General features: G+C 74.9%; 15 protein-coding genes. 6 read left to right on the top strand and 9 right to left on the bottom strand.

What is annotated here, in order from left to right; genetic code table 11:
- Window positions 1–48: 48 nt before the first annotated feature.
- The 3 genes from ACIHAA_RS03115 to ACIHAA_RS03105 form a co-directional block, all read right to left on the bottom strand.
- Window positions 49–474 (bottom strand): OsmC family protein, encoded by a 426-nt coding sequence (locus ACIHAA_RS03115; RefSeq protein ID WP_399812285.1) that lies wholly within the window; start codon window positions 472–474, stop codon window positions 49–51.
- A 94-nt stretch (window positions 475–568) separates the two neighbouring features.
- Complete coding sequence (locus ACIHAA_RS03110) at window positions 569–2,578, bottom strand: alkaline phosphatase family protein (protein ID WP_399813702.1); 2,010 nt, start codon at window positions 2,576–2,578, stop codon at window positions 569–571.
- 206 nt (window positions 2,579–2,784) lie between these two features.
- Window positions 2,785–3,237, bottom strand: coding sequence for a hypothetical protein (locus tag ACIHAA_RS03105; protein WP_399812282.1), 453 nt, complete (start codon window positions 3,235–3,237; stop codon window positions 2,785–2,787).
- Window positions 3,238–3,323: 86 nt separating this feature from the next.
- On the opposite strand from ACIHAA_RS03105, the gene ACIHAA_RS03100 reads away from it, so the two are divergent.
- Both ACIHAA_RS03100 and ACIHAA_RS03095 read left to right on the top strand, forming a co-directional pair.
- Window positions 3,324–4,097, top strand: coding sequence for an MBL fold metallo-hydrolase (locus ACIHAA_RS03100; protein ID WP_399813700.1), 774 nt, complete (start codon window positions 3,324–3,326; stop codon window positions 4,095–4,097).
- A gap of 73 nt (window positions 4,098–4,170) precedes the next feature.
- Complete coding sequence (locus tag ACIHAA_RS03095; RefSeq protein WP_399812280.1) at window positions 4,171–4,794, top strand: DedA family protein; 624 nt, start codon at window positions 4,171–4,173, stop codon at window positions 4,792–4,794.
- 9 nt (window positions 4,795–4,803) lie between these two features.
- On the opposite strand, the gene ACIHAA_RS03090 is transcribed toward ACIHAA_RS03095, so the two are convergent.
- The 4 genes from ACIHAA_RS03090 to ACIHAA_RS03075 all read right to left on the bottom strand — a co-directional run bounded on the left by ACIHAA_RS03090 (window position 4,804) and on the right by ACIHAA_RS03075 (window position 9,593).
- Window positions 4,804–5,883: an MBL fold metallo-hydrolase gene (locus ACIHAA_RS03090; RefSeq protein ID WP_399812277.1), complete on the bottom strand. Its 1,080-nt coding sequence runs from the start codon at window positions 5,881–5,883 to the stop codon at window positions 4,804–4,806.
- Window positions 5,880–7,127, bottom strand: coding sequence for an aminotransferase class I/II-fold pyridoxal phosphate-dependent enzyme (locus ACIHAA_RS03085; RefSeq protein ID WP_399812273.1), 1,248 nt, complete (start codon window positions 7,125–7,127; stop codon window positions 5,880–5,882). The genes ACIHAA_RS03090 and ACIHAA_RS03085 overlap by 4 nt, the downstream gene beginning before the upstream one ends.
- Window positions 7,128–7,214: 87 nt before the next feature.
- Window positions 7,215–8,507, bottom strand: a complete 1,293-nt coding sequence (locus tag ACIHAA_RS03080; protein WP_399812270.1) for a hypothetical protein — start codon at window positions 8,505–8,507, stop codon at window positions 7,215–7,217.
- Between the two features lie 291 nt (window positions 8,508–8,798).
- Window positions 8,799–9,593, bottom strand: coding sequence for an RNA polymerase sigma factor SigF (locus ACIHAA_RS03075; RefSeq protein WP_399812267.1), 795 nt, complete (start codon window positions 9,591–9,593; stop codon window positions 8,799–8,801).
- 290 nt (window positions 9,594–9,883) lie between these two features.
- Between ACIHAA_RS03075 and ACIHAA_RS03070 the strand changes: the two genes are divergently transcribed.
- Both ACIHAA_RS03070 and ACIHAA_RS03065 read left to right on the top strand, forming a co-directional pair.
- A complete protein-coding gene (locus tag ACIHAA_RS03070) occupies window positions 9,884–10,249 on the top strand; it encodes a DUF2795 domain-containing protein (protein WP_399812265.1) in 366 nt (121 codons plus the stop codon).
- A 128-nt stretch (window positions 10,250–10,377) separates the two neighbouring features.
- Window positions 10,378–10,908, top strand: a complete 531-nt coding sequence (locus ACIHAA_RS03065; protein WP_399812262.1) for a type 1 glutamine amidotransferase domain-containing protein — start codon at window positions 10,378–10,380, stop codon at window positions 10,906–10,908.
- A gap of 119 nt (window positions 10,909–11,027) precedes the next feature.
- Here ACIHAA_RS03065 and ACIHAA_RS03060 read toward each other — a convergent pair whose 3' ends face one another.
- Window positions 11,028–11,291: a DUF6158 family protein gene (locus tag ACIHAA_RS03060; RefSeq protein ID WP_399812260.1), complete on the bottom strand. Its 264-nt coding sequence runs from the start codon at window positions 11,289–11,291 to the stop codon at window positions 11,028–11,030.
- An 88-nt stretch (window positions 11,292–11,379) separates the two neighbouring features.
- On the opposite strand from ACIHAA_RS03060, the gene ACIHAA_RS03055 reads away from it, so the two are divergent.
- The gene (locus tag ACIHAA_RS03055) at window positions 11,380–12,489 is read left to right on the top strand and encodes a Vms1/Ankzf1 family peptidyl-tRNA hydrolase (RefSeq protein ID WP_399812258.1); all 1,110 of its coding nucleotides are present in this window, start codon (window positions 11,380–11,382) and stop codon (window positions 12,487–12,489) included.
- 15 nt (window positions 12,490–12,504) lie between these two features.
- On the opposite strand, the gene ACIHAA_RS03050 is transcribed toward ACIHAA_RS03055, so the two are convergent.
- Window positions 12,505–14,124, bottom strand: a complete 1,620-nt coding sequence (locus tag ACIHAA_RS03050) for an ABC-F family ATP-binding cassette domain-containing protein (RefSeq protein ID WP_399812255.1) — start codon at window positions 14,122–14,124, stop codon at window positions 12,505–12,507.
- Window positions 14,125–14,253: 129 nt separating this feature from the next.
- On the opposite strand from ACIHAA_RS03050, the gene ACIHAA_RS03045 reads away from it, so the two are divergent.
- Window positions 14,254–15,747: a bifunctional phosphatase PAP2/diacylglycerol kinase family protein gene (locus tag ACIHAA_RS03045; protein ID WP_399812253.1), complete on the top strand. Its 1,494-nt coding sequence runs from the start codon at window positions 14,254–14,256 to the stop codon at window positions 15,745–15,747.
- The last annotated feature ends 3 nt before the right edge of the window (window positions 15,748–15,750 follow it).

Genomic DNA, 15,750 nt, shown 5'->3' with positions numbered 1-15,750 from the left:
CCTGCCGTGGGCGGGTACGGCAGGCACGGCACCCGGAATCCCGTGCGGTCAAGCGAGCTTGGCGTCCAAGGTGATGGTCGTACCGGTCAGGGCCTGGCTGACCGGGCAGTTCTTCTTGGCGTCCTCGGCGGCGGCGACGAACGCATCGTTGTCGATACCGGGGACGTCGCCCTCGACGGTGAGGTGGATACCGGTGATGCCCTCACCGGGCTGGAAGGTGACGTCGGCCTTGGTCTCCAGCTTGGCGGGCGGGGTCCCGGCGCCGGCCAGGGCGTGCGACAGCGCCATGGAGAAGCAGCTGGAGTGGGCGGCGGCGATCAGCTCCTCGGGGCTGGTTTTGCCGTTCGCGTCCTGGGCGCGCGAGGCCCAGGTGACCGGCTGCTGCCCGATGCCGGAGGAGTCGAAGGAGACGACCCCGCTGCCCTCGAGCAGGTTGCCGTCCCAGACGGTGTGTGCGGTACGCGTGGTTGCCACGATGCGTCCTTTCGCAGGCCGTGCGCCTTCTCGTCATGGCGGTCCCGGTCCCGGGTGCCGGGCCCTATCCGATCACACTCCGGCCCACCGGCGCTCAGGCGGCGCGCTCGCCCTCCTCCGCGCGCCCGCTCAAGGGCACTTGGGGGCCGTCGCACTCGCGCAGCCAGCGGCGGAAGACCTGGTGGAGCCGTTCGGCGCCGACGAGTTCGGCACCGTCCCCGGCCGGTTCGGACAGCGTCACCGGCCACAGCAGGAAGGGCCGGCCCTGGGCGCCGCCGAGCCCGCCGTGCGAGCCGATCTGCTCCTCGAAGGCCAGTACTTCGCCGGTGTCCGGGTCGTACGCGGAGTTGACCATGATGTCGGCGGTGTGCGGGAACCCATGGGTACGGCGTACGGCGTCGGCGGCGCCGGGGCCGAAGGCGGCCAGCGGACCGGTCCCGTCGGTGAGCCGGCCGACCGGGACCTCCGCGCCGTGCGCCCCCACCACCACCCCGCCGCACTCCTCGCTGCGGACCAGGACGAAGCCGACGCCGGGATGCTCGGCGAGCGTCCGCAGCAGCGCCGGGTGGCGCCGGTCGATCTCCTCCTTGCTCATCCGGTGCGGCACGTCCGGGAAGGAGACCAGGCCGAGGTTGCCGGAGGCCAGCACGACCGGTTCGGAGCGGCGGCCCCCGGCCGGGTGCCCCCCGCCGTTCTCCACTTCCGGCCTGCGCAGCGCGGCTCGTACCGCTGTGCGCGCCTCGGCTCCGCTGTGGGTGCGTTCCACGCGGCGCGGCACGGGCAGGGCGCAGCTCGCCCGCACCAGGTTGTCCAGGCTGAGCCCGAAGCGGCTACGGAAGGTCTCGCCGGGGCTCTGGCCGTGGTCGGACAGCACGACGATCCGGTACGGGCGCGGGGCGTGCTCGGCGACCTGGGCCAGCAGCGCCAGCGAGCGGTCCAGTCTGCGCAGCACGTCCTCGGCGTCGCGGCTGTGCGGGCCGGAGTGGTGGGCCACTTCGTCATAGGCCACCAGGTCCGCGTAGACCGCGTTGCGTCCGGCGAGCATGTCGCCGATCACCGCGGCCACCACCACGTCCCGTTCGACGACCGTGGCGAAGGCGCGGACAAGGGGGTAGAGCCCGCCGCGGCCGACCCGGGGCCGCCGCCGGGCGAGCCGGGCCCGGGTGGACTGGCCGATCTCCCGGCCGACGTCGGCGACGAAGGACATGGCGGTGCGCACGGCGTTGGCGGGATCGCTGAAGTAGGCGAAGTACCCGGCCCGGGAGCGGTTCTCCCGGCCGCGCCGCGCGGCGACGGACAGCACCAGGGCCAGCTGGTCGGCGCCCCCGCTGAAGAGGTTGCCGCGGCTCGCTCCGTCGACGGTGAGGAGGCCGCCGTCGCCGGTCCGCTCGATGGCGCGGCGCTGGAGTTCGGCCGCGCCGGTCGGCCGGTTGCAGACCATCACCTCGCGGCTCTCCTTCTCGTACCAGCGGAAGGCGGGTACGTCGTGGTTGGAGCCGTGCAGGATGCCGAGCTGGCTGGCGCCGGTCTGGCTGGACCAGTCGGTGCGCCAGGCGGTGAGCCGGTGGGTGGGGGCGTCCCCGCCGGACGGCGCGAGCCAGGAGGCGACCGTGGGCATCAGCCCCCGGTCGACGGCGGCCCGCAGCACCTCGTGTCCGACGCCGTCGAGCTGTACGAAGACGGCTCCGGGGGTGGCGGTCCCGGCCTGCCCGCGGGGGCCTCCGTGCCGCCGGTCGGCGAGCCGGTAGAGCCGTCTTCGGTACGCGTCGTCGTCCCGCACGGCCAGGGCGGCGCCGGTGGCCGAGGCGACGGCCGACATCGCGGCGGCGACCACCACGGCGGTCTCGGGCGCGACGGCACCGCGTCCGGAGGGGTTGAGGCGCAGGGCGAGCAGCAGCAGGGAGCCGTTGAGGAAGAAGACGAGCAGCCCGAGCACCAGGGCGGGCACGAGCAGCAGCAGCCGGACGAGCAGGGGCCACACCAGGGACGACAGCAGGCCGAAGACACCGGCTCCGGCGGCGGCCGTGACCGCGATCCGGGTGGCGCTGTCACCGCCCGCGGACTGGAGCCGGAAGTCCGGCAGCAGTGCGGCCAGCACCAGCATGGTGGCGGTGGAGGCGGCCCATACGGTGATGCTCCGCCCCGCTCCGCTGATCAGTCTTCGCCACCGCCCGCGACCCACACCGCACCTCGTCTTCCGCCCCCGCCGTCCGCAACCCCCGGGGCTGCCCCCACCCTGTCACAACGCTTGGGGGTGCCTCGCGGGGCCGGGAGCGCCCGCCGGGGCGCGGCACCGGGGCGGGCGGTGGGTCAGCGGCCGTCGTAGCCCGCCGTGGGCATCGAGAGACGGCGGTGCACTCGGGCCTTCATCTGGGCGTCGTACGACGGTTCCGCGTGGCCGACCGTCTCGACGCGGACACCGCGCCGCGCGCACTCGGCGGTGAACTCCTCCACGGAGGACAGGGCCCGTTCCAGGACCCGGCGGCTCGGCGCCACGAACAGGTCGACCAGGCCCGCGTCCACGTCCGACCACAGCGCGCAGTGGTCGGGGCGGAGCCCTCCGGAGAGCAGCTCGCGCGTCACCACGTAGCCGCGCTCCGCCGCCCAGCGGGCGCACATGGCGTGCTGGCCGCGGGAGTCGACGAGGAAGGGGTCCGCGTCCAGCTCCTCCAGCGGTGTCAGGCTGGCGATCGCCGTGACCCGGATCGTGGCCGGGCGGTCGCGTGCGTCGCGTGGGCCGGAGGTGCCGTGCGCATCTCCCATGGGGGTTCCCCCTCACCTCAGGGTTTCGCCGCAGACCCTACCGCTGCCCGTAGGCTCGGGGGGAGTCGCGCGAAGGGGGCATGGGAGTGCCGGTGGAGATCACCTGGTGGGGACACGCCACCTGCACGGTCGAGGACTCGGGTGTGCGGGTGCTGACCGATCCCCTGTTCGCCCGGCGGCTGGCGCATCTGCGGCGGCGGCGCGGTGCCCCGCCGCCGCCCGGGGCCGCGGTCGCGGATCTGGCGCTGGTGTCGCATCTGCACGCCGACCATCTCCATGTGCCGTCGCTTGCGCGGCTGGCGCCGGGCACCCGGCTGCTGGTGCCGCGCGGGGCCCTCGGGCAGGTGCCGGGGCTGCGGCGGCTCGGCGGGCTGCGGGTCACGGAAGTGGCGCCCGGGGACCGGGTGCAGGTCGGTGACCTGGTGGTACGGGTGGTGTCCGCGCGGCACGACGGGCGGCGGCTGCCGGTGGGACCGCACCGCTCTCCCGCGCTGGGGTTTGTCGTGGAGGGCGAGGCGCGGACCTATTTCGCCGGGGACACCGGGCTGTTCGCGGCGATGGCCGAGGAGGTCGGGCCGGTCGATGTGGCACTGCTGCCGGTCGGCGGCTGGGGTCCCTTCCTCGGGGAGGGGCATCTGGACGCGGGGCGCGCGGCGCAGGCGCTGGCGGCGCTCGGGGCGCGCAGTGCTGTTCCGGTGCACTACGGCACGTACTGGCCGATGGGAATGGATGCCGTGCGCCCCCATGAATTCCATGCGCCGGGCCATGAGTTCGTGCGCCTGGCCGGGCGGTCGGCACCGGAGGCCGTGGTGCATCTGCTCGCGCACGGTGAGAGCGTCCGCTGCAAGGCCGCCCGGTGAGCGCCGTCCGCCACCGGGGTCCCGGGCTCCCCGGCCGCCGGTGCGCCGTCCCGCTCCCGGAAGGCGGCCGGTGATGTTCCTCGCCGTCACCAGTGGTGCCGTCCCCACCGACTCCACCCAGCAGGCCGTGGGGTATCCGTCGCTGTTCCTGCTGGTGCTCATCGGTGCCCTGGTCCCGGTCGTCCCGACCGGGGCCCTGGTCAGCTCGGCGGCGGTGGTGGCCTTCCACCAGACCGCGCCCTCCTCGCTCGCACTGGTCTTCGTGGTGTCCTCGCTCGCCGCCTTCCTCGGGGACATCGCGCTCTACTGGCTGGGGCGGCGCGGCATGCGGTCGAAGAACGGCTCCCGCTGGCTGGAGGCGATCCGACGGCGGGCCCCGGAGGAGCGGCTGACGCAGGCGCAGGAGAAGCTGGGCGACCACGGCATCGCGGTACTCACCCTCTCCCGGCTGGTCCCGGCGGGCCGCATACCGGTGATGCTCGCCTGCCTGCTGGCCGGGATGCCGCTGAGGGACTTCGCCCGCGGCGACGCCCCGGCCTGCCTCGCCTGGGCCGTGACCTACCAGGTGATCGGCATCCTGGGCGGCTCCCTGTTCCCCGAGCCCTGGGAGGGCGTGGTGGCGGCGGTCGCGCTGACCCTGGTGCTCAGTGCGGGGCCCGGGCTCTGGCGCCGGGTGCGCCGCGCCACCGCCTCCTGAACGCCGGGGTCACTCCAGCACCCGGGACGCCCCGACCGGCAGGTCCCACAGATCGTGCCGGGCCAGCCCCGCCCGCTCCCACGCGGCCCGTACCCGGGTCAACGGTTCGAGGACCGGTTCCGCCGACAGGACGAAGGCGCCCCAGTGCATGGGGGCCATCCGGCGCGCACCCGCGTCGGCCGCCGCCCGCACCGCCTCCTCCGGGTCGCAGTGCACATCGCTGAGCCACCACCGCGGGTCGTAGGCGCCGATGGGCATGAGCGCCAGGTCAATGCCCGGGTAGCGACGGCCGATCCGCTCGAACCAGTGGCCGTAGCCCGTGTCCCCCGCGAAATAGACGCGCCGTCCGTCGGGCGCCGTCAGGATCCAGCCGCCCCACAGGGAACGGCAGGTGTCGGTGAGGGTGCGCTTGGACCAGTGGTGGGCGGGGACGAAGTCGAAGCGCACCCCGTCCAGTCGGGCTCCCTCCCACCAGTCCAGTTCGGTGACGCAGCTGAATCCGCGCCTGCGGAACCATGGCGCGAGCCCCGCCGGGACGAACACCGGTGTGCCGGCCGGGAGGCGGCGCAGGGTGGGGGCGTCCAGATGGTCGTAGTGGTTGTGGCTGATCACCACGGCGTCGATGTGCGGCAGGGTGTTCCAGGGGATGCCCACGGGGGTGATCCGGGCCGGTGTCCCGAGAATGCGCCGGGACCAGACGGGGTCGGTGAGCACGGTCAGCCCGCCGATGCGCACCACCCAACTGGCGTGCCCCGCCCAGGAGACGGCGACCGTGTCCGTGTCGGCCGGGGGCAGCGGCCCCGGCGCGTACGGGATCAGCGGGACGTCCCGCAGACCCTCGGGTCCCGGCCGCACCGCGCCCTCGCGGGCGAAGCGGGCCAGGCCCCGCAGACCGGGCAGGGGCGCGGTGAGCCGGTCGGCGAAGGAGCGCGGCCAGATCCGGCGCTCGCCCAGCGGCCGGGGTTCGGCGAGCGGCCGGAGCGGGGCGGCGGGACCGGGGTCCGGGCTCAGCACGGAGGCGGCCACCAGCTCCCCCGCCTCCCGGTAGGCCGCTTCGGGGTCGAAGACCGGCTCGGACTGCTGCGTCATCGAGGAGGCTCCCATCGCTGAGCGACGTCGCGTAGATCGTCGAAGACCGATCGCAGGTGGTTCAACGCCCGGTGGAGATGCGGTAGTTCCAGTGGCTCGGCGGACCGCAGGGACTGCGTCCGCTCCTCGGTGTTCGTCCCGAGGAGGGGGCCGGTGGACAGCCGGACGCGGAGCGCCGCCAGGTCGTCCCCGAAGCGGTGGGCGCCCGGCACGGGCATACCGAGCCGGTCGGTCAGGAAGTCCTCCAGTTCCTGGGCGTCACCGACGCCGTAGGCACCCAGCGCGGAGCGCAGCGGGGCAAGGTCGGCGTAGAGGTGGCGCCCGGCCCGGGGCGGCCGGGAGAGCGCGCCCGCGGACACCACGGTCCGGTGCACGGCGTCGGCGACCCGGGTGTGCAGCGCCACGGCGGCGGCGAGGCGGCGGGTGACCTCGGGCGGCTCGTCCAGGGCGTACGCGGCCGCGGCGGCGACCGGGTCCGCGATCCGGGCGCCGAGGGCGGTGAGGACGTCCAGGACGCGGGCGCGCAGGGCGGTGCCCTCGGCGGTGGCCGGGAAGCGGGCGAGGGCTGCGGGCCAGCCGGTGGGCAGGAAGGGTCCGGCCAGGTCGGTGATCACGGTGACCCGCTCGGGGAGCATCTCGGCGGGGCTGAGCAGCACGGTGTCGTGCGGCCGGTGCACGGTGTCGCGCCAGGTCTCGTCGCTGACCAGGTGGAGCCCCGCCCCGGCCGCGGCCTCCACCGTCTCGTGCACCAGTTCGGGGGGCGCCACCGTGCCGGTGGGGTCGTCGGCCACGGCCAGCGCCAGCAGCCGTGGATCGCCGCCTTCGGCACGGATCCTGCGGACGGTCTCCAGCAGGGCGTACGGGTCGGGGACCCCGCCGCACTCGGCGGGTGTCGGCACCGGATACACCGACCGTCCGAGCACCCTGGCCTCCGGAACCCACCAGGCGGCGCAGGGTCGCGGGACGAGCACGTCACCGCCGAGCGCCGCGGTGACGGCGAGGAGCAGCGAGGGGGCGCCGGGTGCGGCGGCGACCGTGCCGGGCCGGGCGGGCAGTCCGCGGCGGGTGAAGTAGCCGCAGGCGGCCTCGGGCAGTGTGGCCGCACCGCCGCCGGGGCGGGCGCCGTCCTGGGTCGCGGCCTCGGCGAGGGCGGTGGACAGTCCGGGCAGCAGGGGCAGTCCGTGGCCGGGCAGGGACGGGCCGAAGCGGACCGGACCGTGTCCTTCCGGATCCGTCCGCCGCATAGGTTCCTCCGCGGTGCTGGTGCTGTCCCAGGGCTCTGAGTACCCAGGCTCCGGGCCGGTCATGGGCGCTCGGCCGGGTTCACCGGATCACGGGTTCGGCCGGACGCGGCCGCCGCGCGGCCAGAGCCGGTGCAGTGCTCCGGCGAGCGCGCCCGCGATCAGCAGGCAGCCCAGGACGAGCGCGGGCACGGATTCGGTGAGCGAGCCGCCGAGGCCCGCGTTCACTCCCCCGTGCGGGGTGCGGGCCGGTGTCCGGCCGCCCTTGCCGCCCTGCCCTCGCTGGTTCTGCCGGCCTTGCTGGTCCTGCCGACCTTGCTGGTCCTGCCGCCCGTGCTGTTGCTTGCGCCCGGACCCGCCGGTGCGGTTCTGGTCCTGTCCCTGCCGGATTCCGTGTCCGCCGCCCGCCGTCCGGGCCTGGCCCTGGCGGCCGCCGGAGGTCCGGGCACCCTGGCCCTGCTGCTGCTCCCACGCCTGGCCGGAATCCTGGGTCCGGCCCTGTCCCTCGTACCCGGCGGCCGTTCCCGGGCGCCTGCCCTGACCCTGGCCCAAGCTCTGATTCTGGCTCTGGCCCCAGCTCTGTACCCGCCCCTGCTGCCCGGCGCCGTAGGAGCGGCCGTCGTCGAGTCGCTGTGCCGGGCCGTCGTACCGGCCGGAACCCTCCTGCTGCCGGTACGCGCCATCGGGGCTCTGGTCCCCGCCGGTCCCCTGCCCCGAGCCGTCGTACCCCTCCTGACCCGGCTGCCGACCCGCGCCCTCGGAGCGCTGCTCCTCGCCGGGCCCCCATCCGTCCTGGTCCCCGCCGTACTGCGAGCCGTCCTGCTCCCCGTCGTCGTACTGCGACGCCCCGCCCGCGTCCCGCTGCCGCCCGTAGAGCGGGGCCTCGTCCACGCCCTGCCGTACGGCCTCCCCGTCCTGCTGTCCGGTTCCCCGGCTCCCGCCCCCGGACCGCTCCGGGTCCTCCCCCTGCGGTCCCGTCCCGGTGTCGCCCTGCTGCCCCGGCCAGGCGTACGGCCGGGTGCCGCTCCGTATCCGGCCCCCGCCCTCCTCCTCGGCGCCGGTGCCGTCGCCGGTGTCCGGGACCCCGCTCCGCCACGCTCCGCCCCCGGCGGACGCCGGTCGGCAGCTCCCCTGCACGCCCCGCTGCCCGGTGCGTGCCGTGGCGCGGTACCCGACGCCCGTGCCGCCCCCGGCCGAGCCGGAAGCACTGTCGTAGCCGTCGTCCGTGCTTCCGTAGCCGTCGGCCGCGTCGCAGGTCAGGGGGATCGCAGTGGGCCGGGCGGGGGCGGCGGGTGCGCCCAGGGCGACGGCGGACGGAGCGAGCGCGCCCAGGGCCGCACCGGCCAGGGCGGTGACGGACAGGACGCGGGCACTAGGGCGCATACGGGAGCTCCTTCGGGGGTGGGCGGGCACGGTGTCCGTGCCCTCGCACCCCCATCACAGCCCGCCCGGACCCGGCCCGCGCGCGGCCGTGCCCCATTTGCGCGACCGGGACCTCCGCGCGGGTGACCCCCGCCCGCCCGCGGGCCCTTGGACGGCCGCGGGCGGATTCCCGGCGCGGCCGCAGGGGCGCGGCCGGGGTGGAGAGCCGCCCGGCCATAGTGGCGCCGCCCGGGTGGAGAGCCGCCCGGCCGCAGGGGCGCGGCCGCCCACCGGGGCCCGCGGCCGCGCCCGTTACGCCGCGTCCTGCATGACCTGGTCCCGCAGCCGGTTGCAGCAGCGGCTGATCAGGCGGGAGACGTGCATCTGGGAGATGCCGAGCCGTTCGGCGATGCTGCTCTGGGTCATGTCGTCGAAGAACCGCATGTAGAGGATGGCGCGTTCGCGCTCGGGAAGGGCCTGGAGACGGGGCTTGACGGCCTCGCGGTCCACGACGGTGTCCAGGGCCGCATCAGGCGCGCCGAGGGAGTCGCCGAGGGCGTGGCCGTCCTCGCTGCCGGACACCTCGGCGTCCAGGGACAGCGCCGTGAAGCTCTCCAGGGCCTCCATGCCCTCCCGGACGTCGTCCTCGGTCATCCCGGCGTGCTCGGCGATCTCGGTGACGGTGGGCGCCCGGCCCGGAATGGTTCCCGACAGGTCCTGGCAGGCGAGGCGGACCCGGTTGCGCAGTTCCTGGACCCGGCGCGGCACATGCAGCGTCCACATGTGGTCGCGGAAGTGCCGCTTGATCTCCCCGGTGACGGTGGGGACGGCGTAGCTCTCGAAGGCGTGGCCGCGTTCCGGGTCGTAGCGGTCGACGGCCTTCACCAGGCCGAGCGCGGCGACCTGGCGCAGGTCCTCCAGGTTCTCGCCGCGGCTGCGGAACCGCAGCGCGAGCCGGTCGGCCATGGGCAGCCAGGCCTCGACGATCTCGTCGCGGAGCGCCTCGCGCTCAGGGCCGTCGGGGAGCGTGGCGAGCCTGCGGAAGGCGTCCGCGGTCTCGGGGGCGTCGTCGTGGGGATGGTGCTTCACGCTCGCACGAAGGGGCATGGTGGGTCGCAACTCCCTAGCTGATGCCTTGGGTGGACGGTCGGCGTGGGAGGGCACCGGGGCCGGACGGGCACACCCGTGGCGGCAGTCCACCGCTCCCACGGACGTGCCTCCTGTCCGAAGCACTGGGACTGCGCCTGCCCCTGCGCCTTCGCGGCAAACACCCCAGGAGGACGGCGTCACCCGAATGGCCCGTAGGAGTCGCCCGGGACGGCGACCGGGTGCCGGTTTTCCGTGTCGACCGCGACCCACCGGGTACGCGACTGCAACCCCGAACATTGGAGGGAGCCATGCAGCGTGGCAGCGACCGGCTGAGCGTGTACCGCGACGACGAGATGAAGCACGAACTGCAAGGACTGCTGCGGTCCGGTCACCCGACACGGACCGAGGAATGGCACGACCCCGAGCCGAGTGCCGACGACGACCCGGCGGTCTGGGCCGGTGCGTCCGCCCCGGGCGGCTCGGTGGCCGATGTGCGCTTCGAGTTCGCGCGCATCCTGGGCCGTACGGCCTTCCCGGGACACCGGGACGACCTGGTCGAGGCCCTGCGGCGCAAGCACGCCCCGGACACGCTCGTCGACACCGTGGCGCGGCTTCCGCGCTCGGCGCGCTATGCGAACGCCCAGGAACTGGCCCGGGCCGTGGTGGAGCCGTGAGGAGCACCGTGCCGATGCCATGAGGCCGAACCGCCTCTGCGGTACGCCGATCGGGCCGGGGCCGCGGCTCAGCGCGGCACCCGGCGCCCTCGGCCCGCGGAGGCTGCTGTGCAAGGACGGAGAACACAATGCGTATAGCGTTCCTTACCGCGCCCGAGGGCGTGGAGCAGGTCGAACTCACCGAGCCCTGGCAGGCGGTGTCCGCCGCCGGTCACGATCCGGTCCTGGTGTCGACGAAGCCGGGCCATGTCCAGGCGTTCCACCACCTGGACAAGGCGGACACGTTCCCGGTGGACGCGGTCGTCGGGCAGGTGAACGCCGAGTCCTTCGACGGGCTCGTCCTGCCGGGCGGCGTGGCCAATCCGGACCTCTTGCGGATGGACGAGGGGGCCGTGTCCTTCATCCGGTCCTTCTTCCAGCAGGGCCGTCCGGTGGCAGCGATCTGCCATGGACCGTGGACCCTCATCGAGGCGGACGTCGTGCGGGGCCGCACCCTCACCTCGTGGCCGAGTCTCCAGACGGACATCCGCAACGCCGGGGGCACCTGGGTGGACGAGCAGGTGCGGATCGACCGCGGTCGGAACACCCTCGTCACCAGCCGGAAGCCGGACGATCTGAAGGCGTTCGACGAGGCGATACTGAGCGAGTTCGGCGCCTAGCGGAGCGGGGCGCCGACCGAGCCGGGGCTCCGTAGGACGGCCCGGGAGACGGGCCGCAGGGGCCGCGGAACACCGAGGACGAGGGGTCCGGCCGCGACTCGGGGCCGGGCCCCGCGGCCTCACCGGGCCGGTTCGGCCCCCTTGCAGGGGCCGAGCTCGGCCGGGCCGCGTTCGCGTGCGCCGTTGCGGGTCCGGCTCGCCACGACCGGGCGGCGGGGATGGCGGCGCAGATACTCGCCCTCCAGCTGCGCCATACGGGCGTTGTGCGCCCGCAGTGCGTCGTTCGAGCCGTGCAGCAGAGTGTCGTGACGGGTGCGGTGGATCGTCTGGAGTTCCTTCATCAGCTGCTGGTCGGTCAGCCGGCCCGGGTCGACTCCGGTCATGGTGGTACCCCGCTCGTCGTGTTCCTCGCTACGGTCACGGGTACCCGCCCGGAAAGGCACTACCCCGAGCGGTATCCGGGAGGGAGCCATGGATCTCGCATTCCTCCATCCACTGTACGAACATCCCGGGCCCTGGGCCTCCGTATACGTCGACACCTCCCGGTACGCCGAGTCCGCTCCCCAGGAGCTGTCCAAGACCGGCGAGGCCCTCGCCCGGTGGCTGGCCGGACAGGGCGCGGACGAACCCACCTGCCGGGCCGTGCGGGACGCGGTCGAGGACCTGCGCCACTCCCCCGAGCCCTGCGGCCGGGCACTGTTCGCCCGGGCGGGCACGGTGGTTCTCGACCCGCCGCTGGCCACCGCCCCCGGGGGCTCCTCGGCCCACTGGACACCGCTGCCGCACACGGCGCCGCTGCTGGAGCTGGCCGCCCAGGAGCCGGTGTGCGTGGTGGCCTACATCGAACGCAGGGGCGCGGAATTCGAACTGCGCGGGGCGGTCGGCAGCCGGGAGCCCGGACGTGCGGGCGGGCAGCAGTGGCCCCCGCATCGCACGGGCACCGGTGAGCGGCCGGTGCGGCACTTCCGGCTGCGGGTGGAGAACACCTGGGAGCACAACGCGGCGGAGATCGCGGACGCGCTCGCCGTCTGCCAGGAGGAGACCCGGGCCGACCTGGTGATCCTGGCCGGTGAGGGGTGGGAGCGGCGGACCGTGCGGGAGCGGCTGCCGGGGCGGCTGCGCACCAGGGTGATCGAGGCTCCGCACGGGGTGGGCGGGCGGCTTCAGGACCAGGACGTGGAGCAGATCCGGAGCGAGCACGTACGCCGTCGGGCGGACGAGGAGCTGGAGCGGTTCCGGTCGGCCCGGGTGCCGGACGAGGAGGGCGAGGACCGTGCGGTCGAGGGGGTGCCCGCGGTGGTCGACGCCGCACGCGCACACCGGATCGACGAACTCCTGCTCAGACCCGACGGTCCGGACACCCGCCGTGAGGTGTGGGTGGGCGAGGACCCCGACCAGCTGGCGATGCGCCGCAAGGACATCGGCGCGCGGGGTGAGCGGCACGCCTGGCCGGCCCGCGCCGACGACGCCCTGGTCCGCTCCGTGGTGGAGACGCGCGCCGAGGCCGTGTCCCTGATGGCGGCGGCACCGGACGCGGCCCCGGCGGGCGGCGTGGGGGCACTGCTGCGCCGGGAGGAGTGACAGCCCCCTGCGGGCTCAGCGCGTCCGCTCCACCCGGCGCTCGTCCCAGACCGGTTCCGGGGTCTCGCGGAGGCGGCCGTCGCTGCCGAAGACCAGATAGCGGTCGAAGGAGCGGGCGAACCAGCGGTCGTGGGTGACCGCGAGGACCGTGCCCTCGTATCCCTCCAGGCCCTTCTGGAGGGCCTCGGCGGACTCCAGGTCCAGGTTGTCCGTCGGCTCGTCCAGCAGCAGGGCCGTCGACCCCGCCAGCTCGAGGAGCAGGATCTGGAAGCGGGCCTGCTGTCCGCCGGACAGCCGGTCGAAGGTCTGCTCGGCCTGCGCGGTCAGCTCGTAGCGGCGCAGCCGGGACATGGCCGCGCCCCGGTCCTGGGCGTGCTCCCGCCACAGGATGTCGAGCAGGGTGCGGCCCTCCAGCTCGGGGTGGGCATGGGTCTGGGCGAAGTGCCCGGGCACCACGCGCGCGCCGAGCCGCCACTGCCCCGTGTGGGCCACCTCGCCGCCCGCGAGCAGCCGCAGGAAGTGCGACTTGCCGGAGCCGTTGGAACCGAGGACCGCGACCCGTTCGCCGTAGAAGACCTCCAGGTCGAAGGGTTTCATCAGGCCCGTCAGTTCGAGTTCCTGGCAGGTGAAGGCCCGCACGCCGGTCCGGCCGCCCTTGAGGCGCATCCGGATGTCCTGCTCCCGCGGCGGCTCCGGCGGCGGCCCGGCCTCCTCGAACTTCCGCAGCCGGGTCTGGGCGGCCTGGTAGCGGGAGGCCATCTCATGGCTGACGCTGGCCGCCTGACGCAGTGTCAGTACGAGCTTCTTGAGCTGGGCGTGCTTCTCGTCCCAGCGTTTGCGCAACTCCTCGAAGCGGGCGAAGCGTTCGCGCCGGGCCTGGTCGTAGGTGGCGAAACCGCCGCCGTGCACCCAGGCGTCGGCACCGGCGGGACCCGGTTCCAGGGACACGATCCGCTGGGCGGAGCGGGCCAGCAGCTCCCGGTCGTGGGAGACGAACAGCACGGTCTTGCGGGTCTCCGCGAGCCGCTCCTCCAGCCACCGCTTCCCGGGTACGTCCAGGTAGTTGTCGGGCTCGTCGAGGAGCAGCACCTCGTCGGTGCCGCGCAGCAGCGCCTCAAGGACCAGCCGCTTCTGCTCACCGCCGGAGAGGGTGCGCACCTGGCGCCACTGGGCCTTCTCGTAGGGGACGCCCAGTGCCGCGGTGGTGCACATGTCCCACAGTGTCTCCGCCTCGTAGCCGCGCACCTCGGCCCAGTCGGCGAGGGCCTGCGCATACCCGAGCTGGGCGGCCTCGTCGTCCACCGTCAGGACGGCATGCTCGGCGGCGTCCACCGCGCGGGCGGCCTCGCGGATGCGGGGCGGCGCGACCTGGACCAGGAGGTCCCGCACCGTGGTCTCGTCCCGTACGGACCCCACGAACTGGCGCATCACGCCGAGGCCGCCGCTGGTGGTCACGGTCCCGCCGTGCGGTTTCAGCTCCCCGGAGAGCATCCGCAACAGGGTGGTCTTCCCGGCCCCGTTGGGCCCGACGAGCGCGACGACGGCGCCTTCGCCGACCCGGAAGGACACATCGCCGAGCAGCGTCCTCCCGTCCGGGAGGTAGTACTCGAGGTGTGCGGCTTCCAGATGACCCATGCCGCGCATTCTGGGCGGCCGCACCGGAACCGGGCAAGCCGATTACCGTCCGGGCCGCCTCCGGCCCGGCGCTTCGCCGGTCCCGGGAGACCCCTGCACGGTTCGGCCGTCTCGGGGTATGCGCGAGCCATGAGTCCTGATGTCGACCTCACCACCCCGCTGCCGGGCCCGCACCCCTTCCGCGACCGGCTCCTCTCCCTGGACAGCCGGCTGTTCGAGGCCGTGGCCGCCCGGCACTGGCCCGGGGCCGACCCGCTGCTTCCCCGTCTGAGCCGCGCCGCCAACCATGGAGTGCTGTGGTTCGGCGCGGCCGCGGCCCTCGCCGCCACCCGGAGCCCCCGGGCCCGCCGGGCCGCGGTGCGCGGTGTCGCCTCCCTCGCCCTCGCCTCCGCCACCATCAACACCCTCGGCAAGCGCTCGGTGCGCCGCCCCCGGCCCGCCCTGGACCCGGTCCCGGCCGTCCGGCGGCTGAAGCGCCAGCCGATCACCACCTCCTTCCCGTCGGGCCATGCCGCCTCGGCTGCCGCCTTCGCCGCGGGTGTCGCCCTGGAGTCGCGCGGTCTGGGCGCGGCGGTGGCACCGGCCGCGGCCGCGGTCGCCCTCTCCCGGGTCTACACCGGTGTCCACTTCCCGAGCGATGTCCTGGCGGGCGCGGCCCTGGGCGTGGGCGCGGCCTACGCCGTCCGGGGCCTGGTGCCGACGCGCGAGACGGAGTCGCCGCCCGGCCGTCCGCGGCCGGATGTGCCCGCGCTGCCGGACGGGGAGGGCCTGGTGGTCGTGGTGAACAAGGGTTCGGGCACCCCGGAGCGGGCCCGCGCCCTCCAGGACGTCCTGCCGGCCGCGGAGATGGTGGAGTGCGAGCCCGCCGATGTGCGCACCGGGCTGGAGAAGGCCGCCACCCGGGCCCGCGTGCTCGGGGTGTGCGGCGGCGACGGCACGGTGAACACGGCCGCCGAGATCGCCCTGCGCCACGGTCTGCCGCTCGCGGTCATCCCCGGCGGCACGCTCAACCACTTCGCGCTCGACCTCGGTATCGAGGGGGTCGGCGAGGTGGTGGAGGCCCTTCGGCGGGGCGACGCGGTCCGTGTGGACGTGGGCCGGTTCACCTCCGGGGAGACCCGGGGCCACTTCCTCAACACCTTCAGCGTGGGCGTCTATCCCGAACTGGTGCGCCTGCGGGAGCACTGGTCCCCGCGGATCGGCGGCTGGCCGGCGGGTGTGCTCGCGGCCCTGCGGGTGCTGCGCGGCGACGCCCGTCCCGTGCGCATCGGGGTGGGCGGACGCCCGCGCCCGCTGTGGATGCTCTTCGCCGGGAACGGCACCTACCATCGCAGGGGCCTCGCCCCGGGCCGCCGCCACGACCTGGCGGACGGGATGCTCGACGTCCGGGTGGTGCGCGGCGGCAGCCATCCCGCGCCCCGGCTGCTCGCGGCCGCGTTCGCGGGCCCGCTCTCCCGCTCGCCCGTCCATTCGGCGCTCCGGGTGCGGCGACTGCGCCTGGACGGCGTGGCGCCGGGCACCCTGCTCGCCTACGACGGCGAAGTCATCGAGGCGGAGGGCCCGGTGACCCTGGAGAAGCTCCCCGAGGCGCTCACCGTCTACCGCCCGCTCCCCGTCCACTGACGG

Source organism: Streptomyces sp. NPDC052040 (assembly GCF_044548405.1).
In the GTDB taxonomy this organism is placed as follows: Bacteria; Actinomycetota; Actinomycetes; order Streptomycetales; family Streptomycetaceae; genus Streptomyces.
Note: the sequence above shows the minus strand (reverse complement) of the source record. Positions and strands in the feature narration are given on the sequence as shown.

What these genes read in the sequence shown, in the direction of transcription:
- ACIHAA_RS03110 (WP_399813702.1), bottom strand. Translation starts at nt 2,578, where the DNA reads ATGCTGGTGCTGGCCGCACTGCTGCCGGACTTCCGGCTCCAGTCCGCG.
- ACIHAA_RS03105 (WP_399812282.1), bottom strand. Translation starts at nt 3,237, where the DNA reads ATGGGAGATGCGCACGGCACCTCCGGCCCACGCGACGCACGCGACCGC.
- ACIHAA_RS03095 (WP_399812280.1), top strand. Translation starts at nt 4,171, where the DNA reads ATGTTCCTCGCCGTCACCAGTGGTGCCGTCCCCACCGACTCCACCCAG.
- ACIHAA_RS03090 (WP_399812277.1), bottom strand. Translation starts at nt 5,883, where the DNA reads ATGACGCAGCAGTCCGAGCCGGTCTTCGACCCCGAAGCGGCCTACCGG.
- ACIHAA_RS03085 (WP_399812273.1), bottom strand. Translation starts at nt 7,127, where the DNA reads ATGCGGCGGACGGATCCGGAAGGACACGGTCCGGTCCGCTTCGGCCCG.
- ACIHAA_RS03080 (WP_399812270.1), bottom strand. Translation starts at nt 8,507, where the DNA reads ATGCGCCCTAGTGCCCGCGTCCTGTCCGTCACCGCCCTGGCCGGTGCG.
- ACIHAA_RS03075 (WP_399812267.1), bottom strand. Translation starts at nt 9,593, where the DNA reads ATGCCCCTTCGTGCGAGCGTGAAGCACCATCCCCACGACGACGCCCCC.
- ACIHAA_RS03070 (WP_399812265.1), top strand. Translation starts at nt 9,884, where the DNA reads ATGCAGCGTGGCAGCGACCGGCTGAGCGTGTACCGCGACGACGAGATG.
- ACIHAA_RS03065 (WP_399812262.1), top strand. Translation starts at nt 10,378, where the DNA reads ATGCGTATAGCGTTCCTTACCGCGCCCGAGGGCGTGGAGCAGGTCGAA.
- ACIHAA_RS03060 (WP_399812260.1), bottom strand. Translation starts at nt 11,291, where the DNA reads ATGACCGGAGTCGACCCGGGCCGGCTGACCGACCAGCAGCTGATGAAG.
- ACIHAA_RS03055 (WP_399812258.1), top strand. Translation starts at nt 11,380, where the DNA reads ATGGATCTCGCATTCCTCCATCCACTGTACGAACATCCCGGGCCCTGG.
- ACIHAA_RS03050 (WP_399812255.1), bottom strand. Translation starts at nt 14,124, where the DNA reads ATGGGTCATCTGGAAGCCGCACACCTCGAGTACTACCTCCCGGACGGG.
- ACIHAA_RS03045 (WP_399812253.1), top strand. Translation starts at nt 14,254, where the DNA reads ATGAGTCCTGATGTCGACCTCACCACCCCGCTGCCGGGCCCGCACCCC.